Below are 25,015 nucleotides of genomic sequence, written 5' to 3'. Positions count from 1 at the left end.
TGGCGGGGGTGGTGCTGGGTACACCCCCATCGGGTGGGGAACCGGCTGCCCGGCGCGGGGTGCGCCGGGTCAGACTGTGAGCCACACGGGGCCGGCACGAGGGCCCGGCGAGGGGAAGAGGGACCGGGATGGACGCGATACGGGGACGGATCGGGTCGGCGCTGCTGGCCGCGTGGCGCGGGCTGGTGGTGTCGTTCGCCGCCCTCGCGGGGTCGTGCACGCTGTTCGTACTGGCGCTGCTCTCCCTCTCGATGATCCCGCTGGGCATCGGCCTGGTGACCACGCCGTACATCCTGGAGGCGGTCCGCAAGCACGCCAACCAGCGCCGGCTGCTCGCGATCACCTGGTCGGACGTGCGCATCCCGGTCCCGTACCGGCCGTTCCCGAAGGATCTGCGGAGCGGGTTCACCGGGCAGGTGGAGCGGACGACGCTGCTGCTGAAGGACCCGGCAACCTGGCGGGACATGCGGTGGATGCTGGTCGACATGACGGCCGGCTACACGGTGGCGATCCTGGCGGCGGCGCTGATGGTCTACCCGGTGGAGGGGTTCGTCCTGGCGGCGGGCCTGTGGCGGGTCTTCACGGACGACCGGTACTGGTACGCGTTCGTCCCGGTCGACAGCCAGGCGACGGGGCTGCTGGCCGCGGCGCTCGGCGTGGTGCTCTTCGCCTTCGGGGTGCTGGTGAGCGAGCGGCTGCTGCGGGCGCACTTCGTGCTCGCCCGGTCGGTGCTCGCCCCGACCCAGGAGCAGGAACTCGCCCTGCGCATCGACCGGTTGACCGAGACCCGGCACGAGGCGGTGGACACGGCCGCCTCCGAGCTGCGGCGCATCGAGCGCGATCTCCACGACGGGGCGCAGGCCCGGCTGGTCGCGATGGGGATGAACCTCGGCACCGTCGAGGCGTTGATCGAGAAGGACCCGGCGCAGGCGAAGCAGCTCCTGGCGATGGCCCGGGAGTCCTCGGCCGAGGCGCTGACCGAGCTGCGCGACCTGGTCCGGGGCATCCACCCGCCGGTCCTCGCCGAGCGCGGGCTCGGGGACGCGGTGAAGGCGCTGGCGCTGCGGCTGCCGATTGCGTGCGACGTGGACGTGGAGCTGGGCGGCCGGGCGGAGGCGCCGGTGGAGTCGGCGGCGTACTTCGCGATCAGCGAGGCGCTGACGAACGCGGCGAAGCACGCGGAGGCCGAGCGGATCTGGGTGGACCTGCGCCACCGCGACGGGGCGCTGAAGTTCTCGGTCACGGACGACGGGAAGGGCGGCGCCTCGGTGGGCGCGGGTTCGGGTCTGAGCGGAATCGAACGGCGGCTCGGTACATTCGACGGCGTCATGGCCGTCAGCAGCCCCGCGGGCGGTCCCACCATGGTGACCATGGAGATCCCTTGCGAGTTGTCCTAGCCGAAGATCTCTTCCTGCTGCGCGACGGGCTGGTGCGGATGCTGGAGGCGTACGACTTCGAGATCGCGGCCGCCGTCGAGACCGGGCCCGAACTCACCAAGGCCCTCGCTGAGTTGGAGCCGGACGTCGCCGTCGTCGACGTCCGGCTCCCGCCGTCCCACTCGGACGAGGGCCTGCAGTGCGCACTGGCGGCCCGGCGGGCGCGGCCCGGGCTGCCCGTCCTCGTGCTCTCCCAGCACGTCGAGCAGTTGTACGCGCGCGAGCTGCTGGCGGACGGCAACGGCGGGATCGGGTACCTGCTCAAGGACCGGGTGTTCGACGCGGACCAGTTCATCGACGCGGTCCGCCGGGTGGCGGCGGGCGGCACGGCGATGGATCCGCAGGTCATCTCGCAGCTGCTGACGCGGCGTTCGCAGGACAAGCCGATGGGCGGTCTGACGCCGCGCGAGCGGGAGGTCATGGAGCTGATGGCCCAGGGCCGGTCGAACGCGGCGATCGCCTCGCAGATGGTGATCACGGAGCGGGCGGTGGCCAAGCACACCTCGAACATCTTCGGGAAGCTGGGCCTGCCGCCGTCCGACGACGACAACCGCCGCGTTCTGGCCGTACTGGCGTATCTGGACCGGGGCTAACCCCTGCTGGTCAGGTGCAGGGTGGTGGTGCCCAGGTGCGGCTTCGCCCGGGATTCCAGCACCTTGACGCGGACCGCCGATGCGGTGACGGCCTCGGGCAGGGGCAGGATGCGTTCGTGGCCGATGGTGGTGCCCTCGGCGATCCGCTGCCAGGCGCCGTCCACCTCGGCCTCGACGGCGAACCTCTCCACCCGCTGACCGTGCCGGATGTCCTCGCGGACGGCGACGCGGTCGAAGGTGTACGGGCCCGGGCGCCTCGTGCGTACGTCGGTGCCGTAGATCCGGCGCACCTCGGCGCCGAAGGCGGTCAGCTGCGCGACGTCCTCGGAGGCGATGCGGCCGTCGGGGGCGGGCGGGACGTTGAGCAGGAGCGAGGCGTTGCGGCCGACGCTCTTCTCGTACAGGTTCATCAACTGCGCGGCCGTCTTGGGCTGTTCGTCCTCGTGGTAGAACCAGCCGGGCCGGTTGGAGACGTCCGCCTCGGCCGGGTACCACTGGAGGTAGTTGACCGAAGGGTCGAGGAGCCGGGTGCGGGAGCCGATGTCGGGGTCGGTGGAGTCGTTGGGCAGCGAGCCGAGCCCGGTCCAGGGGTCGGTGGTGTGCGGGGTCACGCTCCATTCGGTCTCGCGGGCGGTGCCGTTCTCGTTGCCGACCCAGCGCACGCCCTGGGGGCCCTGGAAGACGACGGTGTCCGGCGACAGTGCCTTGACCATGTCGAACCACTGCTTGACATCGTACTTCTGCGTGATGCCGGAGCCCGACCAGGGGTTGGCGCCGTCGAGCCACAGTTCCTCGACGGGGCCGTACTGGGTGAAGATCTCGTAGAGCTGGTTGAGGTAGTACGCGTCGTAGTCGTCGGCCCGGACGCGGAAGGCGGGCAGTGCGCCACTCCTCACGCGGGCGGCGCGGTCGTCGCCGGGGACGAGTGTGGGGATGGTGCGCGCGGTGACGGGGCTGCCGTTGCCGAAGCGGCCCTGGCCGGCCGGGGCGCGGTCGCCGTCCTCCAGGGCCATGCGCTCGGGCAGGGAGAGCGACTGGCCGGCGGCCTGTTTGGCGCGGATCTTCTCGACCCACTCGGCGTGCCAGGCGTGCGGGAGTTCGGCGCCGTCCGAGGGCGAGAGGTAGAACCCGACCTTCAGCCCGGCCTTGCGGGCGGCCTTCACATAGGCGGCGACGACGTCCGGGCTGCCGGGGCTGAGGGCGACCGAGTGGTCGGTGTAGCGGCTGGGGTAGAGGACGAAGCCGTCGTGGTGCTTGACGGTGAGCATGACCTGTTCGGCGCCGGCGGCCTTGTAGGCGCGCATCCACTGGTCGGCGTCGATGGCGGCGGGGGCGAAGAGCTTCTCGTCCTCGGTGCCGGAGCCCCACTCGCGGCCGGTGAAGGTGTTCATGCCGAAGTGGGTGAAGGCGGTGACTTCCCGCTGCTGCCAGGCGAGTTGCCCAGCGGTGGGCACGATGTTCGCCGCCTTCTCGATGATCCGCCGGGGGCTGTCGCAGTCCTCCACCGTCATCTGCGAGGCGGGTTTCACTGGCCCCCGGCACGCGCCCGCCGCAGCAGACGGCCCGGACGCGGCCTGCTGCGCGGTGGCGGTTGCGGGGATGAGCGCGGCGGCGGCCGCCAGCGCGAGCGCGCTGAGCACATGGGTGCGTCGTGCCATGATTCCCTCTCCTTCACGACCAGCGAGTGGTCGGATCTCTCGGGTGCCGACGCGTGCATGCTGCCGCACAGAGACGCATCCGGATAGGGTTCGGACTTCATACGTCCTATGTCTGGCGAGAGAAGTCCAAGTCGCACAGGACTGCGCTCAGCCGTTGAACCAGGCCGCCACATCGAGCCGGAAGGCGCCGTCCGGGGCCATCGTGCGCAGGTCGTCCTCCAGGGCGCGGACCCGCTCGGCTCCGAGGACCCGGACCCACTCGGCGCGCAGCCGGTCGAAGCCGTCGGCGGACCGCCGGAGCACATCGATGCCGCGCGAGGTCAGCAGGACGAGCTTGCGGCGCCCGTCGGCCGGGTCGTCGGCGCGTTCCACGTAACCGAGGCTTTCGAGCCTGTCGACGGTCTTGCCGGCGGCCTGCTTGGAGACGCCGAGGCGGCGGCCGATCTCGCTGGCGGTCGCCCCCTCGATGCCCACGGCCTGGAGGGCGTAGCCGTACGCGGGGCGCATGTCGGTGTGGCCCTGCTCGGCGAGGTCGCGGTGGAGCGCGTCGATGACCGTGCGGAAGCCCGCGAACAGCAGAAGGGGCAGCTCGAAGCCCCGGCCCACCTCGTCCGGGCGCGCCCCGTCGCGGCCGTGCTCGCCTTCAGCCATTGCGAAACTCGACAACCTGGTTTACGTTTTCGTCAATCACGTTGTCGAGTTTAGCCGAGAGGTCCCACCATGCCCGCGACCGCCTTCCCCGACCACACCCTCGAATCCGCCCCCGCCGCCACCCGCCCCGGGCTGGCCGCCATCGCCCGGAAGCAGGGGTTCCTGCCTGCCGCCGCCGGAAGGATGGCCACCTCGCCCGAGGTGCTGGGCGGCTTCCTGAAGATGAATGCTCTCTTCGAGTCCACCACGCTGGACAAGCTCTCCCGCGAGGTCCTGAGCATGACCATGGCGACGAGGAACGACTGCCACGTCTGCGTGGCGATGCACACCGGCATCCTCACCGCCCTCGGAGCGGACCCCGCCCTCGTCGCGGCCCTGCGCGAGAGCACCCCGCTCCCCGACGAACGCCTGGAGGCGATGCGGCGGTTCACCCTGGCCGTCCTCGCCACGAACGGGGAGGTCGACGACGAGACGCTGCGGGCGTTCACCGCCCACGGCTACACCGCGCGCAACGCGCTGGAGGTGACCCTCGGCATCGCCGCCTACACCCTGTCCACGCTCGCCAACCGGATGACGGGCGCCCCCGTGGACGGGCCGCTGACCCGGTTCGCCTGACCCTCCCCGGGCGCCCGGCGGACGCGCCCCGGAGTGACCATCGCACCATTCGCTCGTTCAGCTGAATGTGCCCCCACCGTCAGAGCTGCCGCTGGCCGTCGCCCCGGTCGACGCGGAACAGGCCGAGGCCGCGCTGGTCGAGCACTACCCGCGGCTGGTCCGGATCGGCTACCTCCTGCTGCCTCCCTCGCCGGGCCGCGCCCGTCGCGTGTTCGCCGCCCACGCCCTCGCCCAGCGCTCCCTCCAGGCGGCCCACCGCGCCGATGCCGCCGCCGTCCCCCTCCCCCACCGCGCCCCCCGCACCGGCGACGCCGACCCCGCGTACACCTACGTGCGGCGCCAGGTGCTGCGCCGGGCGCTGGCGGCCGGGCGGGCCCGGCGCCTGAGGGTCTGGCCGCGCCGCGCCGCGTTGCCGCCCGTCCTGCCGTCGGCCTGGGGCCTGCGGCTGCTCCCGCACCCGGGCGGTGCCGGGGAACTCGCCCTGGAACGGGAGCTGGCCGCGCTCACCGCCCCCGCCCGGGCCGCGTTCGTCCTGCGCGGCCTGGAGGGGCTCGCGGACGGGGAGGTCCGGCGGGAGCTGGCCGCCATCGGGGTCGCCGATCCGCACGCGGCCCTGACCGAGGCGGACGGGGTGCGGGCCGGCCACGCGCTGCTGGGCTCCCCGGAGTTCGACCCCTGCTCGCTCCAGGCCCGGCCGCCCGATCTGCCGGGCCGCCGCCGACGGGCCCGCACCGCGCTCGCGGCAGGCGCCGCGCTCCTGGTGTGCGGGGCGCTGCTCGGGCTGCCCGGCGACGGCTGGGGGCACGCGTCGCTGTCCGCCCCGCTGTACGCGCGCAATCCGGCGTCCGAAACGGCCCTGGAGCCGGGGGCGTTGCGCCGGGTGCCCGCGACGTACTGGCGGCACTCGGCGCGTACGGACTTCACCGTCTGGCCCACGCGCGGCGACCGCACCCAGGACACCCGGCTGCTGCGGCGGGCCCTCGGGGTGTGGGCCCGGCCGGGCGCCGGAGTCCGGACCTCGGCGACACCCGGCACGCCCACGGGCCCGCCGATGGGCGCCCCGCAGCTGCTGTACGCGGGTGAGGTGGGGGACTCCGCGGTGGTGCTGTTCCACGACGGGCTGCGCGTCGTGCGGTACGCCGAGCCGCGCAACGCCGACCCCGCGCTGGGCGCCGCGCTCGACTTCGCCCGGGTGGACGGGGCGGACGAGGCGTCGTCGGGTGCGCTGGTCGTGACCCGGACCGGGGACGCGGTGCGGTATCTGACGGCGCCCTGGGTGCGGGACGTCCGGGTACGGGACCTGCGCGCGCCGGATCGGGCACCGCGCCCACTGGACCGCTCCCCGGACGGGGTGACCGGACCGCTGGCCGTCCCGGCGGCGGGCTCCGGCTGCCGGTCCTGGAAGGCCGTCGAGCTGACCGGGGGCTCGTCGGTGCGGCTGGTCACGGACCTGGGCGAGCTGGCCCCGGCCCGGCTCACCTCGGGCGCCCCCGGCAGCCCGCAGGACGTCACGGGGCGGGCCGAGCGGGAGAGCTGGGCGCGCACCGCGTGTCTGCTGCGGGAGGTCCGGTCGCACGGGGTGCGCTCGGTCAACTCCTGGGCCTACGCCCGGCAGGCGCTGCCCGAGGACGGTGGCACGGCGCGCTGGCTGTGCACCCGGGCGGAGACCTGGCGGGGGCCGGGGAGCAGGGTCATCGCCCAGTTCCAGGCCCCGTCCGCCCTCCCGGCGGCGCCCGGCGCGGTCGCGGCGCGTGCGGAGGACGCGCCGGAGTGCGGGGCGCGGTCGCCCAGGGTGCTGGCGGGCGTGCTGTGGCAGTCGCCGGGCGGGCGGTGGTACGTCCTGGCGGCGGGCAGCGAGCAGTTCGCGTCGCTGTCCACGTCGGGCGGGGTGACGGGGAGCGCCCCGGGGCGGCTGCTCGCGGTGCCCGCCGCCGAGGGGGTCAGGCCCCGGCTCGACGGCCGGCTCAAGGACGGCAGCCGGGTCGGCGCGCTGCACTGAACCCGGGGCGGTTCCGGGTGCGGACGCGGTCGTTCCGGCCGCGGCGGACCAGCGGTCCCGCCGGACCCACCGGTCGGTACGCTGGGGCCATGACGACCGGGGTGCGGCGCAGGATGGGCGTCGAGGAGCGCAGGCAGCAGCTGATCGGCGTCGCGCTGGAGCTGTTCAGCCACCGGTCGCCGGACGAGGTGTCGATCGATGAGATAGCGGCGGCGGCCGGGATCTCGCGGCCCCTGGTCTACCACTACTTCCCGGGCAAACAGAGCCTGTACGAGGCGGCGTTGCGGCGGGCGGCCGACGAGCTGGCGGCCAGGTTCCTGGAGCCTCACGAAGGGCCGCTCGGCGCCCGGCTGCTGCGGGTGATGGGGCGGTTCTTCGACTTCGTGGACGAGCACGGACCCGGGTTCGCCGCGCTGATGCGGGGCGGTCCCGCGGTGGGCTCGTCCACGGCGAACGCCATGATCGACGGGGTGCGCCGGGCCGCCCGCGAACAGATCCTGGCCCATCTGGACGTCGGGGAGCCCCCGGCCCGACTGGAGTTGGTCGTACGGTCCTGGGTGTCGCTCGCCGAGTCGACGGCGCTGCTCTGGCTGGACGGGCGGCGGGTGCCCAGGGCGGAGCTGGAGTTGCAGCTCGTGCACGACTTCGCCGCGCTGGCCGCCGTGAGCGCGGCGTACGACGAGGAGATTCGGGGACCTGCTGACGCGGCTCTCCGCCCTCGCGCCGGCCGTGCCGGCGGTGCCCGCGCAGCGGCTGCCGTAGGCGCGGCGCGCGGAAGCCCGCACGCCGCCCCCCGGTTTCAGCGCCTGTCGAAGCGTACGGACACGAACGGCTGGGGCTCCGCGCCCACGGCGGTCGACGTGCCGACCACCGTGAGCCCCGCCCGACCGCCGACCACACCACTCGCCATGTTCTCCACGGGGACCGAGGCGTCCGTCACCGCGGGCTGCGGAAGGGCCAGGTCCTTCCAGCGGCCCCCGGCCGCGCCGGTGGCGTCCGGGTCCAGTGGGCTCCAGGACCAGGCCAGCGCCTCCCGCCGGTCACCGAGCGTCTGGCCCACGACGGCTATGGCGCCTCCGGGCCGTGCGGTGAGGCCGAAGAGGCGCGCGGGCACGTCGGGTACCGCGAGCTTGTGCCAGCCCTTGCCGTCGTGGCGGGCGACCAGGGCCCGGGTGGACCCGTCCTCGGGGGACCAGTCCTCGCCGACCACCCACGCCTCGCCGTCCTCGGTGACGGCCAGCTTCGCGGCATGGCCGGGGATGTCCGTGACCCCGGGGGCGTCGACGCGCTGCCAGGAGGAGCCGTCGTAGTGCATCAGGAGCGGGCTGCCTCTGTCACCGTCGTAACCGGCCGCCCAGACGTCGTCATCGGCGATCGCCTGGATGCCGTTCAGGTACCAGTAGTCGCCGGGCAGTCCGGGGAGCGGCACGTCGCGCCAGGCCGTACCGTCGAAGTGCCGGACGATCCCGGCGGTCCGGGACTCGATGATCCAGCTGCCCTTCTCCGCGTCCCAGGTGCGGGAGACCTCGATCTGCGCGAAGCCCGCGGCCCAGGCGCCTCCCGGACGCGCGTCGACGGCCACCAGGGACCCGGCCTCCGTCTTCTCCGCCAGGTCCACCGGCACGACCTGCCAGCGCGTGCCGTCGAAGTGCTGCGTGTAGACCCGCCCGTCGAGGGCGGCGGCGTCGTCGCCCACGAGCCACACATCGCGGGCGCCGTTCGCGTCCACGGCGTTGACCCGGCTGCTGACCTCGCCCGCCGCCGCGGTGGCCGACGCCAGCGGTGTCCACGCCGCACCGGGAGCGGACCGTTCGGCCACGACCGGCTGGAAGCGGGTGACCTTCCCCTCCTTGCGCACGGTGAACCCGGCCGCCCAGGTCCTCCCCCGCCCCATGCTCACCACGTCGACGAGGTTGGCGTCGGCGTACGGCGCCGCCTCGGCCGTCCAGGTGCGTGCGGAGGGGCGGGGCCCGTCCAGCGCGGTGGCGGGCAGGGGGGTGGACAGGACGGCGGCCAGGGCGGCCGTGGCCACGGCGGCGCGGAGCAGTGAGCGACGGCGGCTGGACTTCAGCACGGATGGTTCCTTCCGGAGACGGTCTCACCCGGTAAGTGCCCTGGCCCGCCCGCCGGGTTGCACCCGAGCCGTGTCAGACCTTGCGGTAGCCGTGTCAGACCTTGCGGTAGGAGGGGTCGAGGTCCCGGACCTCGGCCGAAAGGCGCAGGGCCGTGCCGTTGACCGAGCCGAGGTGGGCGGTCAGCAGTTCCAGGACGGACTCGGTCAGCCGGGCCTTGGTCTCCGGGGTGCGGCCGGGCTGCAGCGAGATGTCCACGTGCACGAGGGCGTCGCCGCCCGCCGCGTCCGCGACCACCGTCTCCTCGGCCCGCCGGAAGCGGGTCTTGCAGGCGGCGATCTTGGTGTCGACGGTCTCGGCGACCAGCGGGTGCAGCGCGAGGGCGAAGGCGGGGCGGTCGAAGGCGTCGTCGAGCTCGGCGGAGTAGTCGACGGTGATCTGCGGCATGGCGGTCTCCAGGTCGGGCGGGGGGACGGACGCCGCCCAGCCTTCCCCGTACCGGCGAAGGCGCACAACACCGATTCACTATGTGAACCGGTGGGGCGAGCCGTTACGTCAGCAACTCCCCTTGCAGCGCCAGCGCGAGGCCCGCCTCCGCGCTGTCCGCCCGGCCCTGTTCGTACGCTCGCCGGTACGCCGCGTCGCCGACCGCCTCCCGGGCGCGCCGCTCGCAGGTCTCGCGGACCGGGCCGAGCTCGGGGGTGCCGCGCTGGGGGTGGCCGACCATGCGCCAGTAGACCTGTCCGGTGCCGTAGACCCTGGCCGCCCCGGCCCCCTCGCCCTGGGCGGCGATGGCGGCGGCCAGGATGTCCAGGCCGAGCGCGATGCCGAAGCGGTCGCGGAGCCGGTGCTTGCCCGCGAGCATGGCCCGGGCGTGCGCGGCGGCGGGTGCGGCGCGGCCCTGGAGCAGGGCGATCAGGGCGAGTTGGTAGTCCACGTAGGACCGGGTCCAGCACTCGTCCTGGGCTTCGCAGGCCGCCCGCAGCACGACGGCGGCCGACGCGGCCTCCTCCAGCCGGCCCAGGCCGGTGAGGGCGAAGACGGTGATGAGGTGGCAGCGCAGCCGGTAGGCGGCTTCGAGCCGGGTGCCGGACGCGGTGGTCCGCAGCACCCGCTGCGCCTCGCGGAGGCCCTTCCCGGGTTCACCGGTCATCAGGTGGGTGAGTCCGCGCAGATAGGCGGCGGCGAGGACGCCCTCGTCGGTGCCGTCGGCGGCGGCCTCGCGGACGCACTCGCGGCCGATGCGTTCGGCGGCCGGGTAGTCGCCCTGGAGCAGCACGCAGATGCCGAGCACCCACAGCACCCGGGTGCGGTGGGGGCCGCCGGCCGGTCCGGTGTCCAGGGCGCGCTGGGCGTAACCCCGGGTCTGCGGGAGGTGGCCGCAGCAGCACCAGAAGAAGCCGATGCGGCCGGCCATCTCCTGGGCGGCGGCGGGGTCGTGGGCGAGGAGGTGGTCGAGCGCGGCGCACAGGTCGGCGTGCGCGTCGGCGATGCGGTGGTACCAGAGGATCTGGTCGTCGCCGGTCCAGCCGGCGTGGGCGTTGCGGGCGAGGCTCAGGAAGCAGGCGGCGTGCCGGTCGGCGGCGGCCCGTTCCTCGCCGAGCTCCGCGAGCCACATCCGGCCGTACTCGCGCAGGGTGTCGAGCATGCGGTGGCGGGTGCCCTCGCGGGTCACGACGGATTTGGCGGCCAGGCCGCGCAGGGCGGTGCGCACGCCGTCCTCGGTGAGCGGGCCGCCGGTGCAGACGGTGACGGCGGTGTCCTCCTCGAAGTCGCCGCGCAGCACGGTGAGCCGGGCCCACAGGAGCCGTTCGAGCGGGGTGCACAGCTCGTGGGACCAGCCGATGGTGGTGCGCAGGGTGCGGTGGCGGACCGGTCGGAGCGTGGGGTCGGCGAAGACGTCGAGCCGGGAGCCGAGGCGCTGGGCGATCTCCTGGACGCTCTGCCTGCCGACCGCGGCGGCGGCGAGCTCGATGGCGAGCGGGATGCCGTCGAGGCGGCGGCAGATGTCGGCGGCTGCCTCGGCGGTGCCGGGTTCCCGGAACGGGGTGGCGGGGGCGGCGGCCGTGGCCCGTTCCCGGAAGAGGGCGAGCGCGTCGGCGGCGCCGTCCACGGGCAGCGGGTCGACCTCCACGAGCTGTTCGCCCCGGAGGTCCAGGGGCTGGCGGCTGGTGGCGAGGACGGTGAGTCCCGGCGAGGTGGTCAGGATCTCGCCCAGGAGGTGGGCGCAGGCGGGGCGCAGGTGCTCGCAGGAGTCCAGGACGAGCAGGAGCTGCTTGTCGGCGAGCCATTCGCACAGCACGTCGATGGGCGGGCGCAGCGTGTGGTCGCTGAGGCCGACCGCGTCGGAGACGGTGGCGAGGAGGAGTTCGTCGTCGTGCAGCGGGGCGAGGTCGGCCCAGCGGACGCCGTCGCGGTAGCCGGGTGCGGCGCGGCGGGCGGCGCGGAGGGCGAGCCGGGTCTTGCCGACGCCTCCGGTGCCGGTGAGGGTGGTCAGCCGGCCGGTGGCGAGGGCGTGTTCGAGCCCGGTGAGCTCGGCCGTCCGTCCGACAAAGCTGGTGGTCTCCTCGGGGAGGTTGCTGGCCATCGTCACCGTCGCTGCACAGGTGGAGTGAAAGGCGAGCCCGGGGGTGTGTGGAGCGACACCCCCGGGCGGCTGCCCATACGGTAGTCCCGTGGCGGTCAGCGCAGGGTGAACACCGCCACTGTGCGCCCCGGAACGGTGAAGCTGCCCGAACTCCGCTCGTACGAGGACTTCTTGACGGTAGAATCCGCGCCCTTCGTCTGGACGGGGTGCAGGGCGTAGTCCTGTCCGGCCAGCGCGGCGACCTTCTGGGTGGTGGTGCCGGGCGCGGCGTTGAAGACGACGACGAGCTTGCCGAGGCGCATGGTGATCACGCCGGGGGTCTCGTCCTCACCGGACAGCGGGAAGGAGAGCCGGGACTGCACCTGCGCGGCGGACGCCAGGTCGAAGTCCTTCTCCGTGGTGCGGATGGTGAGCAGGTCGCGGTACGCGGCCGAGGCGCCGTTGATCTGTGCGCAGCCCGGGGTGACCGTGGCGTCGGTCAGCAGGGGCTTCGCGTAGGGCCACTTGGCCTCGTTGTCCGCGGCCGGCGGCAGTCCGCGCCCGAAGCCGTTGCCGGCCCGGCAGTCCCAGTGCAGGGCGTTGAACCAGTCGCCGCTGTCGAAGGAGTTGCGGTCCAGCGACTTGGAGCGCAGCAGGTCCGTGCCGGCCTGGGAGAGCGCGGGGCCCTGCGAGAGGGTCGCCGTCGCCATGGCCAGGACCTGCATGCGGGCCCGGTCGGCGGCCGGGGTGCCCGCCGGGAGCTTGAACGCGAGCGCGTCGTACAGGGTCTCGTTGTCGTGGGCGTCGGCGTAGGCGAGGGCGTCACCGGGTGCGGCGGCGTATCCGGCCGGGGCGCCGTTGTAGTCGACACCGGAGCCCTTGACGGTGTTCCCGGAGGTGTCGGTGAAGGTGTAGTCGGCGAGGTTGCCGGTGAGGCCGACCTTGATCAGGTCCTGGTAGTGCAGCAGGCGGGCCTTCTGCTCGGCCTGCGTGCCGTTGGCGGTGGAGGTGTTGGGGTCGGTGTAGAGACCGGTGGCGAAGCCCTGGACGCCGGGGTCCTCGTCGAACGGGGAGCCGCCGCGTACGGCGTCGCGGGCCCGGTCGGAGAAGGTGGCGATGCCGGTGCCGGCCATGTTCTTCTGGGTGGCCTGGACGAAGCGGGCGTCGTCGGCGATCTCGCCGAAGTTCCAGCCCTCCCCGTACAGGATGATCTTCTTGCCGTCCACGCCGTCCTTGGCGACGGTCAGCGCGTCGAGGGCCTTGCGGACGGCCAGGATGTTGGCCTTGGGGTGGTGGCCCATCAGGTCGAAGCGGAAGCCGTCGACCTTGTACTCCTTGGCCCAGGTGACGACCGAGTCCACGACGAGCTTGCCCATCATGGTGTTCTCGGGGGCGGTGTTGGCGCAGCAGGTGGAGGTGGCGACGGTGCCGTCCTCCAGGAGCCGCTGGTAGTAGCCGGGGACGATCCGGTCGAGGACGGATTTGTCGTCCTGGCCGGAGGCGACGGTGTGGTTGTAGACGACGTCCATGACCGTCCGCAGTCCGGCGCCGTTGATGCCCTGGACCATCCGCCGGAACTCGACCGTGCGCTTCGTCCCGTCCGGGTCGGAGGCGTAGCTGCCCTCGGGGACCGTGTAGTGCAGCGGGTCGTAGCCCCAGTTGAAGGCGTCCTTCGCGGCGGCCTTCGCCACGCACGCCTGCTGTTCGGCGGAGTCGGGGGCGTGGACGGACAGGTCGCAGGCCGGCTTGGCCTGGTCCTTCTTCTTCTCGGGGATGGTGCCGATGTCGAAGGCGGGCAGCAGATGCACGTAGCCGGTGCCTGAGTCGGCGAGCTGCTTGAGGTGCTTCATCCCGTCGGAGCGGGTGTCGGTGAAGGCCAGGTACTCGCCGGGGTGCTCGGAGGTGGGGTCCGCGATGGAGAAGTCGCGGATCTGGAGCTCCTGGATCTGCGCGTCGCGCAGCGGCACGGCGGCGGGCTTACGGAGGGTGTTCCAGCCCTTGGGGGCGAGCTTTCGGTCCTCCAGGTCCACGACGAGGCTGCGGGCCGAGTCGGTGGTGAGGGCGGTGGAGTAGGGGTCGGTGACCTTGTTGGTGACGAGCTTCTGGACGGTCGGCGCCCAGACGTTCACGACGTACCGGTACGGCTTGCCGGTCCAGTTCTTCTTTCCGGTGACGGACCAGACGCCGGTGCGGTCGTCGCGCCGCATGGGCACGGTCTTCCCGTCGAGTTCGAGCGCGACGGTACGGGCGGTGGGCGCCCACACCGAGAGGGTGGGGGTGCCGTGGCGGAAGACCGGGCCGAGGTCGGCACCGCTCGCCTTCGCGCCGTAGAGGTCGTCAAGGACTCCGGCGCTCTGCACTCCGGTGGCGGCGAGCAGGGCCCCGTTGGCGGCGCGCTGGGTGGCGATGAGCTGGCCGCGCAGGGCCTCGCGGACGCGGTCGCGGTCCCGGGCGTCGACGGTGAAGGCGGGGTAGTCCTTGAGGTGCGGGTACTTCGCCTTCTGGGCGTCGGTCAGCGCGGACGGGGTGAGGCGCAGCCACTGGCCCTCGTCGCTGAGGGCGCCGTCCTCGACGGTGATGCCGCCGTGCGACGCGTAGACGAGCTGCTGGCTGGTGGCCTCGGTGGCCTTCACCTTCCAGACGACGGTGTCGGCGTCGATCCACTGCGCCTCGGCCTTGGTGAGGTCGGGCGCCGGCACGCCGCCGGCCTGCGGGAGCAGGTATCCCGCCTGCCCTCCGAGCATCCAGACCTCGTGGCCGTACGTGGCGAGGTCGAGGGCCTGGTCGCTGGGGAGGTCCTTCTCGTCGCCCCGGTGCAGGATGTAGCTCAGGGTGGTGGCCCCGTCGGTGAGCGGGACCTCGAACGTGAGCCCGGAGGCGTCCTTCTTCACGGGCTGGAGCGGCTTGGCCCAGTCCGTGGGCTCCTTGGCACCGGTCCAGGTGTGCAGCCCCCAGCCGTCGTAGTCGCCGTCGGCCCGGTAGTAGTGCAGGACGGCCTTGGTGGTGTCCTGCGCCGGGTAGGCCCCGTCGGGCGCGGTCCCGGCCTGGCCGTCCTCGCCCTGGGCGATCCACACCTCACCGGTCTTCGCGAGGTCCACGGCGCGCTCGAGCCCGTCGGCGGTCCCGGACTTCTCGACGGTGTACGGGACGGTGGCGGCGCCCTCGGGCACCTTGATCCACGCGAACGCGCCGTAGGCGTCGCGCCCGGCGAAGGCGGCGGTGGTCCCGCCGGACTTCACCTCCCAGCCGTCGTAGTCGCCGTCGGCGCGCTTGTAGTGGACGACCGCGTAGTCCCGCTCGACGGCGACGGGCTTGGCGGGGGCGGGCGCCTGTCCGGCGGTGGACGTGCCGGTGGCGCTCGCGGTGCGGCCGGTGCGGTCCACCACGACGGCCTTGTAGCGCAGCGGTGTTCCGGCGGCGGTCCTGTCGCTCAGCGTCTGGGTGACCTTGTACGGGGCGTGGTCGGCGGTGCCGAGGGTGGTCCACGTCCCGTTGCCGGTCTGGGCGGCGAAGACGACCCGGTTGAGCGAGCCGCCGTCCACGTCGGCGGTCAGCTCGACGGTGCCGGTGGCGCCCGCGGCGGGGGCCTTCAGGGCGACGGAGGGCTTGGTGGCCGGGGGCGCGAGGGGCCCGGCGGCGCGGAGCACGGTGCTCGACAGGGCCGGGACGGTGACCGTGATCTTCTTGTCGGCGCCGCTGCGGACCGTGCCGGAACCGCCGTACAGGGTGCGGAAGTCCATGCGGGCGGACTCGGTGGCCAGCTCGACGGTCTTCGCGGAGGTGCCGTTGTTGACGGCGACCACGTACTCGTCACCGCGCTTGGCGTCCGTACGCGAGAAGGCGTACACGGAGCCCTCGGCGTACCGCTCGGTCTGGACGCCGTCGCGGAGCGCCGGGTTGTCCCGGGTCAGCTTCGAGAGGGCGGCGACGGAGCGGTAGAGCGGGTGCTTCTCGTCGTACGCGTCGGAGGCGTGCGTGCGGTCGGTGCCCAGCTCGTCGTCGTCCAGGTAGTCGGCGGTCTTCGAGGCGAACATCGTCTGGCGGGCGTCCTTGTCGCCGCCGGCGCCCGTGAAGCCCTGCTCGTCGCCGTAGTAGACGACGGGGTTGCCCCGGCTGAGGAACATCAGCTCGTTGGCGAGCTCCGCGCGCTTCACCAGCTCCGCGTCACCGGCCTTCGGGTTGTCCTGCTTCAGGAAGGTCCCGATGCGGCCCATGTCGTGGTTGCCGAGGAAGGTCACCTGCTCATAGGCGTTGGCCCGGTCGGTGGTGTACCGGTAGTCGTCACCGAAGACGGCGGCGAGCTTCGAGGCCGGGGCGCCCTGCGAGGCGTACTGCCGGGCCGCCTCCTGGAACGGGAAGTCGAGCGTGGCGTCGAGCCGGCCCCGGGTGACGTACGGCGAGGTGACGGCGGTGTCCGAGGAGTAGACCTCGCCGAACATGAAGAAGTCCTCGCGCCCGTGCTTCGCCGCGTAGGCGTCGAGCGCGGTGGCCCACTGGGTCCAGAAGTCCATGTCGACGTGTTTGACGGTGTCGATCCGGAACCCGTCGATGTCGAAGTCCCGGACCCACTTCTCGTAGATCTTCTCCATGCCGGAGACGACCTCGGGCCGCTCGGTCCACAGGTCGTCCAGGCCGGAGAAGTCGCCGTACGTGGTGGACTCGCCGGCGTAGGTGGAGTCCCCCCGGTTGTGGTACATCGTCGGGTCGTTGAGCCAGGACGGCGTCTTGCCGCCGCCGCTCACCGGCTTGTACGGGAAGGAGTCGGCGTCCGCCTTCGCCATGCCGGCGGCGTCGTCGAAGGGGCGCCCGTCGCGGTCGAGGTAGGGGTAGGCGCCCTTGGACTTGTAGCCGTAGGTCTTCTCGGCGTAGTCGACGGTGTCGGCGGTGTGGTTGGTGATGACGTCGAAGAAGACCTTCATGCCCTTGCGGTGGGCCCTGTCGATCAGCTTCGTCAGGTCGGCGTTGGTGCCGAAGTGCGGGTCGACCTGGGTGAAGTCGGTGATCCAGTAGCCGTGGTAGCCGGCCGACGCGTCCTTGCCGGTGCCCTGGACGGGCCGGTTCCTGAAGATCGGGGCGAGCCAGATGGCGGTGGTGCCGAGCCCCTTGATGTAGTCGAGCCGGTCGGTGAGCCCCTTGAGGTCGCCGCCCTGGTAGAACCCCTTGTCGGTGGGGTCGTAGCCGGTCTCCAGGCGCGAACCGGTGAGCCCGCCCCGGTCATTGCGGGTGTCCCCGTTGGCGAACCGGTCGGGCATCACGAAGTAGAACTGCTCGCGGGTCAGGTCGTGCCGGGTGGCCTGGGCGGCCAGCTTGGCGTCCGAGGGCGCGGCGGGCGGCCGGGCCGCGGCGGCGGGCAGCGCGGGCACCAGGGCCGCGCACAGGGCGGCCGCGACGACGGCGGTCGCCGTTCTGCGTGCGGGCACGCGCGGGTACGGACGTTTCACTCGGGCTCCTCGGAGGGGTACGGGGGTGTGCGGGGCCGGACGGGCCGCTGGAGGACGGCCCGTCCGGCGGGTGGGGGGTGGAGGGCGGGAGGTCAGCCGCGCCAGACGTCCGAGGTCAGCGTGACCCTGCCGGAGGACGGCACCGTGGCCGTGCGGTTGGCACCGCTCTCCCAGGTCACGTTGCCGCTCGCGTCCTTGCGGATGTACTTGTACTCGAACACGGTGCCCGCGGGCATGCTCACGTCGAGCTTCCAGACCGGGTACGTCGCCGGGTCCAGCTTCAGCGCGCTGCCGGTGTTCCAGTTGCCGAGGGCGGACTGGTTGCCGGTGACGTAGATGTTCTGGCCGAGCTGGGTGGTGGCGTTGACGCCGAAGGAGGCGCCGGAGGTGCCCGTTTCCGTGCCGGGGCCGGTCGGGTCGGTGGAGCCGCCGCCGCAGGTGCGGGCGCCGGTGTGCAGGGCGAGCGCGGTGTTGGCGCCGAGGGTCGCGGTGAACTGGCCGGAGCCGTTGACCGTGACGCCCTTGCCGGACTGGACGTCGCAGTAGTCGCCGGCGGGCAGCGAGGTCTGGAACGTGCGCGTCAGCGAGGAGCCCTCGTGGTTGATCGCCACGTACGCCTTGGAGCCGCGCCCGAAGGCGATCTGGTCGCCGCCGTTGTCCCACCAGTTGGTGACCGCCTCACCGCGCGCGGTGTTGCGGAAGCCGACCATGGAGGAGATCTCGCGCCAGGCGTGCTGGCACTTCCAGCCGTCGCTGGAGCAGGCGTTCACCGTGCCGCCGTTGGGCGGGCCGGCGTCCTTGTCGGACCACTCGTAGCCGGAGTGCACGTCGGGCGAGCCGTAGGGCCAGGCCAGCATGAACACGCTGGCGAGCGTGTAGGTGGCGCCGTCCTTGTAGTTCAGGGTCTCGCCGTTGCGCTCGGTGTCGTGGTTGTCCACGAACACCGCGGCCTTCGAGGAGGACATGAAGCCCCAGCCCTCGCCGAAGTTCTTCAGGTTGGCGAGGTTCTCGTTGTTGAACACCTGCTTGAGGCCGCGGGCGTAGCGGAACTCCTGGACGTCGCCGGTCCCGGCGTACTCGTCGGGCGAGACGGCTTCGCCGGCCCCGTAGATCGCCTCCTGCTTCCAGTAGGCGTTGGGGTTGCTCAGCCGGGACTTGATGTTGGCGAGGTCACCGGCGGGCATGTGCTTGGCCGCGTCGATGCGGAATCCGTCGACACCGAGCGAGAGCAGGTCGTTGAGGTAGCCGGCGATCTTCCCGCGTACGTAGTCCTCACCGGTGTCCAGGTCGGCGAGCCCGACCAGCTCGCAGTTCTGGACGTTGGCGCGGTCGCCGTAGTTGCTGATCTGGGCGGTGCAGTCGTTCATGTCGGCCGAGGAGTAAAGGCCGGGGTAGTTGTACTTGGTGTACGAGGTGCCGCCCGTGCCGGTCCCGGAGCCGCTGGTCATGTGGTTGATGACCGAGTCCGCGACGACCTTGACGCCCGCGCTGTGGCAGGTGCTGACCATGTGGGCGAAGGACGTACGGTCGCCGAGCCGCCCGGCGATCTTGTAGCTGACCGGCTGGTACGAGGTCCACCACTGGCCGCCCTGGATGTGCTCCTGCGGCGGCGAGACCTGGACGAAGCCGTATCCGGCGGGGCCGAGGGTGTCCGTACACGCCTTGGCGACGGAGTCGAACTTCCACTCGAAGAGGACGGCGGTGACGTCCTTGGTGCCCGGGGCGGACGCCTCGGCCGTCGTGGCGGGGACCACGAGGGCGGCGGCTCCCGCGACGAGGGCGAGCGCGGCAGACAGGGGTCTGCTGGCCATGTTTTCCTCCTGCTGTGGGGGAAATGCGGGTGACGGTGCAGCCTCATCGGCAACGCGCCCTGCCCTCAAGGCTCCTGAAGGTTCTTGCTGCAAGAATGCAAACCTTGCCGCAGCGAGACCGTACGAGTCCGGCAGGTCCCGGTCAACCCTTTGGACACCGGCCGCTCACATCCACGAAATACCGCGGATTTCTTCCTGCAAGGTCTTACGCAAGACATTGCAGCCCTGTTAAGTTTCTCCCGACTCCGGTCCGGCCGGCCGGGGGTCCCGTACCCCGGGCCCCACGCGCCCGGCCGGCCGGGCCGGTCAGGACATGAGAGGCACCGGCGGTCACACCTCCCCGCCGGCCCAATCCGGGTCGACCTCCGGTGCCTCTCCTGTGGCATCCCGCCCCCGGCCCTCTGCCGGACCGCGACTAGGCTCGCCCCCATGTGGCCAGGAGAACAGTCGTCCCCCGATCAGCCGAACACGCCGCGCGCTCAGTACAGTTCGCCCCCGGCGCAGCCCGGCCGGGGCAGCCCCGATTGGCACGCGGCACCCACGGTCGGCATCAACGCCCCCGAACCGCCCCGCCCCCGCCGGAACCGGACCACGGTCACCGTGGTGGCCGCCGCCGCGGCGGTCGTCGTGGCCTGCGCGGCGGTGGGCTACCTGGCACTCCGCGACGGCGGGAACGACGAGGCCGGTCCGCAGCCGACGCCCACCGCGAGCGCGTCCGCGCGGGCCGATGGCACGGACCGGGGTGCCGGAGGCGGCGGCTCGGACCCGCTCGTCCCCGGCTGGAACACGGTGGTCAACGCCAAGCGCGGCATCACCTTCGACGTGCCCGCCTCCTGGGAGCGCCAGTCCGCGGACTGGGTGAGCTATGTCTCGGAGAACGACGACCCCGAGGAGAAGCCGCTGGTCGCGATGATGGCCCCGGCGGTCCTCAAGGAGAAGTGGTGCACGTCCGACGACGACAAGGACGGCACCCCCGAGGAGAGTTCGCTCGCCTCCGTCGGCACCACCGGGGAGAAGGGCGCCACGAGCACGGCCGAGGCCGCCGAGGACACGGCCACGACCTGGGTCTACGGCCTCTACACCCAGCCCGACCGCTCGCGCCTCACGGTCGGTGAGCCCGAGTCGTTCCGGACGAAGACCGGCGTGGAGGGCAGCCTGGTGACCGTCACGTCGTCCGGGACGCCGAAGAAGGGCAAGTGCGACACCGACGGCAAGGCGGTGACCTTCGCCTTCAAGAACGCGGAGGGCAAGTTCGTCTCGTGGACCTACGTCGGAGCGCATGGCGTCCAGGACGAGGTGCCCGACGCCACGATCCGCCAGATCCTCGGCACCGTACGCCTCTTCGAGAAGGGCGACGGCGAGGGCTGAGCAGGACCGCCCGCGGGTGCGGGCCGACCCCCCTCCGGCCGCCCCGTTCCCGTCCTCGTCACGGCGTCACGCGCTCCGCAGCGCCGCCGTCGAGCCCCGGACCACCAGCTCCGGCTGGAACACGTACTCCGTGCGCTGCACGGGGCTGCCGCCGATCTCCTCCAGCAGCGCGCCCACCGCGGCCGCCGCCATCGCCTGGACCGGCTGGCGGACCGTGGTCAGGGGCGGGTCGGTGAACGCGATGAGCTGCGAGTCGTCGAAGCCCACCACGGACACGTCGCGCGGCACGTCGAGCCCGCGGTCCCGGGCCGCGCGGACCACGCCCAGCGCCATCAGGTCGCTGCCGCAGACGATGCCGGTGCACCCGCTGTCGAGCAGCGCACCGGCCGCGACCTGACCGCCCTCGACGCTGAACAGCGTGGAGCACACCAGGGATTCGGCGTCCGCGCGGTCCAGGCCCAGCACGGAGACCGCGGCGTCCACGAAGCCGTCCCGCTTCCGGCGGGAGGGGACATAGCGCTGCGGCCCTATGGCCAGGCCCACCCGGCGGTGGCCGAGTTCGGCGAGATGGCTCACGGCCATCCGCACGGCGGCGGTGTCGTCGGGCGAGACGAACGGGGCGCTGATCCGCTCGTTGTACCCGTTGATCAGGACGAACGGCACCCCGCGCTCGGACAGCGCGGCATAGCGCGCCGGGTCGGCCGAGGTGTCGGCGTGCAGCCCGGACAGGAAGACGATGCCGCCGACGCCGCGCTCGACCAGCTGCTCGACCAGTTCGTCCTCGGTGGCGCCGCCGGGCAGCTGGGTGCAGAGCACCGGTGTGTAGCCGTGCCCGGCGAGCACCTGCTCCACGGACTGGGCGAACGCCGGGAAGATCGGGTTGGTCAGCTCGGGGGTGACCAACCCGATGAGCCCGGCGCTACGCTGCCGCAGCCGTACGGGCCGTTCGTAGCCCAGGATGTCGAGCGCCGCGAGCACCCGCTGACGCGTGGTGTCCGCGACGCCCGGCTTGCCGTTGAGGACCCGGCTGACGGTCGCCTCGCTGACGGACGCCTGGCCGGCGATGTCCGACAGCCGCAGCGCACCGCCCGCGCCGGGGCCCCTCGGCAGGGGGACGGTCGTCACACCGTCCACCACACCGTGGTGTCCGCGGGCAGCTCGACCGTGTCGCCGTCGGCCTCGACCGGGGCGCTGGACAGCAGGACCGTGCCCTGTACGGGGATGCGGACCGGGGCGCCCGTGGTGTTGACGGTGCAGACGAACCCGGGGCGGGCGAACGCGAGCAGCCCCTCCGGGACGTCCAGCCAGCGCACGTCGGCGCCCGCGCCGAGCCCGGGGTGCGCCCGGCGGGCGGCGATGGCGGCCCGGTACAGCTCCAGGGTGGAGCCGGCCGCGCCGGTCTGCGCCTCGACGCTCAGCTCGCCCCAGCCGGTGGGCTGCGGGAGCCAGCTACCGCCCGCGCCGAAGCCGTACGAGGAGCCCTCGCGGGTCCACGGGATCGGGACGCGGCAGCCGTCGCGGAAGCCGTCCTGGCCCTCGGCCCGGAAGAACGACGGGTCCTGGCGGGCCTCGTCGGGCAGGTCGGTGACGTCGGGCAGGCCGAGCTCCTCGCCCTGGTAGACGTAGGCGGATCCGGGCAGCGCCAGCATCAGCAGGCTGGCCGCGCGGGCCCGGCGCAGGCCCAGCTCGCGGTCGCCGGGGGTGCGGATCTGGGTGCCGAGGCCCGCCGGGTTGGCGAACCGGGTGGCGTGCCGGGTGACGTCGTGGTTGGAGAGCACCCAGGTGGTGGGGGCGCCGACCGGGCGCATGGCGTCGAGCGAGCTGTCGATGACCTCGCGGAGCGCGGCGGCGTCCCAGGCGGTGGCCAGGTACTGGAAGTTGAACGCCTGGTGCATCTCGTCGTGGCGCACGTAGTTGGCGGTGCGCTCGACGGTCGGCGTCCACGCCTCGGCAACCGCGATGCGGTCGCCGGGGTACTCGTCCAGGATGGTGCGCCAGCTGCGGTAGATCTCGTGCACCCCGTCCTGGTCGAAGAACGGCATGACATCGTTTCCGAGCAGCTTCAGCTGGTCGTGGGTGCCCAGGTCGGGCAGCCCCTCGGCCTTGACCAGGCCGTGCGCCACGTCCACGCGGAAGCCGTCGACGCCCATGTCGAGCCAGAAGCGCAGGATCGAGCGGAACTCGTCGGCGACGGCCGGGTGCTCCCAGTTGAAGTCGGGCTGCTCGGGCGCGAAGAGGTGGAGGTACCACTCGCCGGGGGTGCCGTCCGGGTTGGCCGTACGGGTCCAGGCGGGGCCGCCGAAGATGGACTCCCAGTCGTTGGGCGGGAGTTCGCCGTCGGCGCCCTTGCCGGCGCGGAAGTGGTAGCGGTCGCGCAGGGCGGAGCCGGGGCCCTCGGTGAGCGCGCGCTTGAACCACTCGTGCTGGTCGGAGGAGTGGTTGGGCACCAGGTCGACAATGATCCGCAGGCCCAGTTCGTGGGCGTCGCGGATCAGCGCGTCGGCGTCGAGGAGGCTGCCGAACATCGGGTCGATGGCCCGGTAGTCGGCGACGTCGTACCCGGCGTCGGCCTGCGGGGACGCGTAGAACGGGCTGAGCCAGACGGCGTCGACGCCGAGCTGCTTGAGGTACGGGAGTCTGCCGCGTACGCCTGCGAGATCGCCCATGCCGTCGCCGTTGCCGTCGGCGAAGCTGCGCGGATAGACCTGGTAGATCACCGCGTCCTGCCACCAGCCGGTGCGGTGGCCGGCGGCGTCGTCGGACGTGCCGGTGGAGGGGGCAGCGAGGTGCTGGGTCATGTCGTCCCTGGGGTGTCTGGGTGGGGGGTGGCGCCGGGACCGGGTCGGGATTCCGGCGCCACCGTGACTGGTGCGTGCGGTCGTACGGGCGTTGCTCAGCCCTTGACGGCTCCGGCGGACATGCCGGTGACCAGGTGCTTCTGTGCGAACAGGAACACCAGGGCCGCGGGTATCGCGATGAGTACGGACGCGGCGGTCATCGGGCCCCACTGGGCCCCGTACTGGTTGACGAACAGCTGGAGGCCGCCCGCGAGGGTGAGGTTGTCCTCGCCGACCATGAAGGCGGAGGCGTACGCCACCTCGCCCCAGGCGGTGATGAAGGAGTAGAACGCGGTGACCGCGAGGCCCGGCTTGGCCAGCGGCAGGATGAGCCGCCAGAACGTGCCGAACGGGGTGAGGCCGTCGACCTGCCCGGACTCGTCGATCTCGCGCGGGATGGTGTCGAAGAAGCCCTTCATCATCCAGGCGCAGAACGGCACCGAGATGGTCAGGTACGTGATGACGAGACCGGCGGGCTTATTGAGCAGCCCCATGCCCGCCATGATGTTGTAGATCGGCACGATGAGGACGGCGACCGGGAACATCTGGGTGATCAGCAGCGTCCACATCAGCCCGCGCTTGCCGGGGAAGCGGAAGCGGCTGACGGCGTAGCCGGTGGAGGCCGAGACGATGACGCCGATGAGCGTGGTGAGACCCGCGACGATCAGCGAGTTGCCGAACCACGTCAGGAACTTCGTGTCCTGGATGAGGTTCGTGTAGTTCTCGAACGTCGTGTCCTTGAAGAAGTCCGTGGTGGTGGCGAACTCGGCGGGCTTCAGCGAGGTGAGCAGGACCCACAGCACGGGGAAGACCGCGATCACGGACGCGACGATCAGCGTCAGGTGCAGTGCGGTGGAGGCCAGCGGCGAACGCTCACCGCGCTTGCGTACCTTGGCCGGGCGCGGCGCGGAGTGCCGCGCGGTGGGGGTGGTCGTGGTGGTCACCAGTCATCTCCCTGGGTGCGCAGGACCCGCCGGTAGACCGCGGCGAAGATCAGCAGGAGTACGAGGATCAGCACGCCCCACGTGGAGGACTGCGCGAAGTCGCGCGGGCTGATCTCGAAGGAGAACTTGTACGCCTGGGTGACCAGGATCTGGGTGGCTTCGCCGGGTCCGCCGCGGGTGAGCAGGAAGATCACCGGGAACATGTTGAAGGTCCAGATGGTGGAGAGCAGGATGACGGTCGTGGAGACCGGCCGCAGTCCGGGCAGCGTGACGTGGCGGAAGCGCTGCCAGGCGGTGGCGCCGTCCATCTCCGCGGCCTCGTACTGCTCGCTGGGGATGGACTGGAGGCCGCCGAGCAGGGCGACCATCATGAACGGCACGCCGAGCCACACGTTGACGACGATGACGGAGACCTTGGCGATGGTCGGGTCGCCCAGCCAGTCGATGCCGTCGATGCCGCCGCCGGCGAGGATCTTGTTGAGCAGCCCGCGGTCCTGGTTGTAGAGGAAGCGCCAGGCGAAGACGGAGACGAAGCCGGGGATGGCCCAGGGCAGGATGAGCGCCATCCGGTACGCGGAGCGGCCGGCGATCTTCCGGTTGAGGATGTTCGCCAGTGCCATGCCGAGGCCGAAGGTGATGGCCACGCAGGAGACCGTCCACACCAGGGTCCACCCGAGCGTGCCGAGGAACTGGTTGCCGGTGAGCGCGTCGGCGTAGTTGTCCAGGCCTACGAACTCGTACGTGGCGGGCAGGTGGTTGACACCGATGGACCGCGCGACGTTGCGCTCGTTGGCGTCGGTCAGCGACAGGTAGATGCCGCGGACCAGGGGATACCCGATGATCACGCCGATCACGACGACGACCGGGGCCACCATCGTCCAGGCGTACCAGTGCGTCGACAGGGCCCGCCGTATCCGTCCCGGCGGCGGGGGGTTACCAGTACCGCGGCTCCGGCCGCGGGCGACGTCGTCGCCCGCGGCCTTCACCACCGACTGGCTGGTGTGGACAGCCATCAGCCGGCCTG

16 protein-coding genes and 1 pseudogene are annotated in these 25,015 nt (G+C 72.4%); 6 read left to right on the top strand and 11 right to left on the bottom strand.

Going from position 1 to position 25,015, the window contains the following annotated elements:
• Positions 1–128 precede the first annotated feature (128 nt).
• Both ABZ565_RS01680 and ABZ565_RS01675 read left to right on the top strand, forming a co-directional pair.
• Positions 129–1,397, top strand: a complete 1,269-nt coding sequence (locus ABZ565_RS01680) for a sensor domain-containing protein (protein ID WP_361019064.1) — start codon at positions 129–131, stop codon at positions 1,395–1,397.
• On the top strand, positions 1,382–2,029 hold the full coding sequence (locus ABZ565_RS01675; RefSeq protein WP_361019061.1) for a response regulator transcription factor: 648 nt from the start codon (positions 1,382–1,384) through the stop codon (positions 2,027–2,029). Before ABZ565_RS01680 ends, ABZ565_RS01675 begins: the two co-directional genes overlap by 16 nt.
• Here ABZ565_RS01675 and ABZ565_RS01670 read toward each other — a convergent pair.
• Both ABZ565_RS01670 and ABZ565_RS01665 read right to left on the bottom strand, forming a co-directional pair.
• Positions 2,026–3,687, bottom strand: coding sequence for an alpha-L-fucosidase (locus ABZ565_RS01670; protein ID WP_361019058.1), 1,662 nt, complete (start codon positions 3,685–3,687; stop codon positions 2,026–2,028). The genes ABZ565_RS01675 and ABZ565_RS01670 overlap by 4 nt on opposite strands.
• Before the next feature lie 147 nt (positions 3,688–3,834).
• On the bottom strand, positions 3,835–4,338 hold the full coding sequence (locus ABZ565_RS01665) for a MarR family transcriptional regulator (protein WP_361019055.1): 504 nt from the start codon (positions 4,336–4,338) through the stop codon (positions 3,835–3,837).
• Positions 4,339–4,407: 69 nt separating this feature from the next.
• Here ABZ565_RS01665 and ABZ565_RS01660 point away from each other — a divergent pair, with 69 nt between their 5' ends.
• The 3 genes and pseudogenes from ABZ565_RS01660 (at position 4,408) to ABZ565_RS01650 (ending at position 7,714) form a co-directional block, all read left to right on the top strand.
• Positions 4,408–4,953 (top strand): carboxymuconolactone decarboxylase family protein, encoded by a 546-nt coding sequence (locus ABZ565_RS01660; RefSeq protein WP_361019053.1) that lies wholly within the window; start codon positions 4,408–4,410, stop codon positions 4,951–4,953.
• Positions 4,954–5,020: 67 nt separating this feature from the next.
• Positions 5,021–6,952 carry a hypothetical protein gene (locus ABZ565_RS01655; protein WP_361019051.1) on the top strand — a complete coding sequence of 644 codons (1,932 nt, stop codon included), beginning with the start codon at positions 5,021–5,023 and terminating at the stop codon, positions 6,950–6,952.
• Positions 6,953–7,041: 89 nt separating this feature from the next.
• Positions 7,042–7,714: pseudogene (locus ABZ565_RS01650) on the top strand (TetR/AcrR family transcriptional regulator).
• 37 nt (positions 7,715–7,751) lie between these two features.
• On the opposite strand, the gene ABZ565_RS01645 reads toward ABZ565_RS01650, so the two are convergent.
• The 5 genes from ABZ565_RS01645 to ABZ565_RS01625 all read right to left on the bottom strand — a co-directional run bounded on the left by ABZ565_RS01645 (position 7,752) and on the right by ABZ565_RS01625 (position 18,842).
• Complete coding sequence (locus tag ABZ565_RS01645) at positions 7,752–9,026, bottom strand: hypothetical protein (protein ID WP_361019048.1); 1,275 nt, start codon at positions 9,024–9,026, stop codon at positions 7,752–7,754.
• A gap of 94 nt (positions 9,027–9,120) precedes the next feature.
• Complete coding sequence (locus ABZ565_RS01640) at positions 9,121–9,471, bottom strand: 5-carboxymethyl-2-hydroxymuconate Delta-isomerase (RefSeq protein WP_361019045.1); 351 nt, start codon at positions 9,469–9,471, stop codon at positions 9,121–9,123.
• Positions 9,472–9,574: 103 nt separating this feature from the next.
• Positions 9,575–11,611, bottom strand: a complete 2,037-nt coding sequence (locus ABZ565_RS01635) for a regulator (protein ID WP_361019042.1) — start codon at positions 11,609–11,611, stop codon at positions 9,575–9,577.
• A 95-nt stretch (positions 11,612–11,706) separates the two neighbouring features.
• A complete protein-coding gene (gene pulA, locus ABZ565_RS01630; protein WP_361019039.1) occupies positions 11,707–17,031 on the bottom strand; it encodes a pullulanase-type alpha-1,6-glucosidase in 5,325 nt (1,774 codons plus the stop codon).
• 92 nt (positions 17,032–17,123) lie between these two features.
• A complete protein-coding gene (locus ABZ565_RS01625) occupies positions 17,124–18,842 on the bottom strand; it encodes a carbohydrate-binding module family 20 domain-containing protein (protein WP_361019036.1) in 1,719 nt (572 codons plus the stop codon).
• Between the two features lie 429 nt (positions 18,843–19,271).
• Here ABZ565_RS01625 and ABZ565_RS01620 point away from each other — a divergent pair, with 429 nt between their 5' ends.
• Positions 19,272–20,210, top strand: coding sequence for a hypothetical protein (locus tag ABZ565_RS01620; RefSeq protein ID WP_361019033.1), 939 nt, complete (start codon positions 19,272–19,274; stop codon positions 20,208–20,210).
• A gap of 66 nt (positions 20,211–20,276) precedes the next feature.
• Here ABZ565_RS01620 and ABZ565_RS01615 read toward each other — a convergent pair whose 3' ends face one another.
• The 4 genes from ABZ565_RS01615 to ABZ565_RS01600 form a co-directional block, all read right to left on the bottom strand.
• Complete coding sequence (locus ABZ565_RS01615; RefSeq protein WP_093709104.1) at positions 20,277–21,347, bottom strand: LacI family DNA-binding transcriptional regulator; 1,071 nt, start codon at positions 21,345–21,347, stop codon at positions 20,277–20,279.
• Entirely contained in the window at positions 21,332–23,008 is a 1,677-nt protein-coding gene (locus tag ABZ565_RS01610; RefSeq protein WP_361019030.1) for an alpha-amylase family glycosyl hydrolase, read from the bottom strand. The genes ABZ565_RS01615 and ABZ565_RS01610 overlap by 16 nt, the downstream gene beginning before the upstream one ends.
• Before the next feature lie 95 nt (positions 23,009–23,103).
• Entirely contained in the window at positions 23,104–23,991 is an 888-nt protein-coding gene (locus tag ABZ565_RS01605; RefSeq protein WP_361019028.1) for a carbohydrate ABC transporter permease, read from the bottom strand.
• Complete coding sequence (locus ABZ565_RS01600; protein ID WP_361019025.1) at positions 23,988–25,004, bottom strand: sugar ABC transporter permease; 1,017 nt, start codon at positions 25,002–25,004, stop codon at positions 23,988–23,990. Before ABZ565_RS01600 ends, ABZ565_RS01605 begins: the two co-directional genes overlap by 4 nt.
• Positions 25,005–25,015: the final 11 nt, after the last annotated feature.

The organism is Streptomyces sp. NPDC016469 (assembly GCF_040632905.1).
Lineage (GTDB): Bacteria > Actinomycetota > Actinomycetes > Streptomycetales > Streptomycetaceae > Streptomyces.
This window is presented reverse-complemented; position numbering and strand designations above follow the sequence as displayed.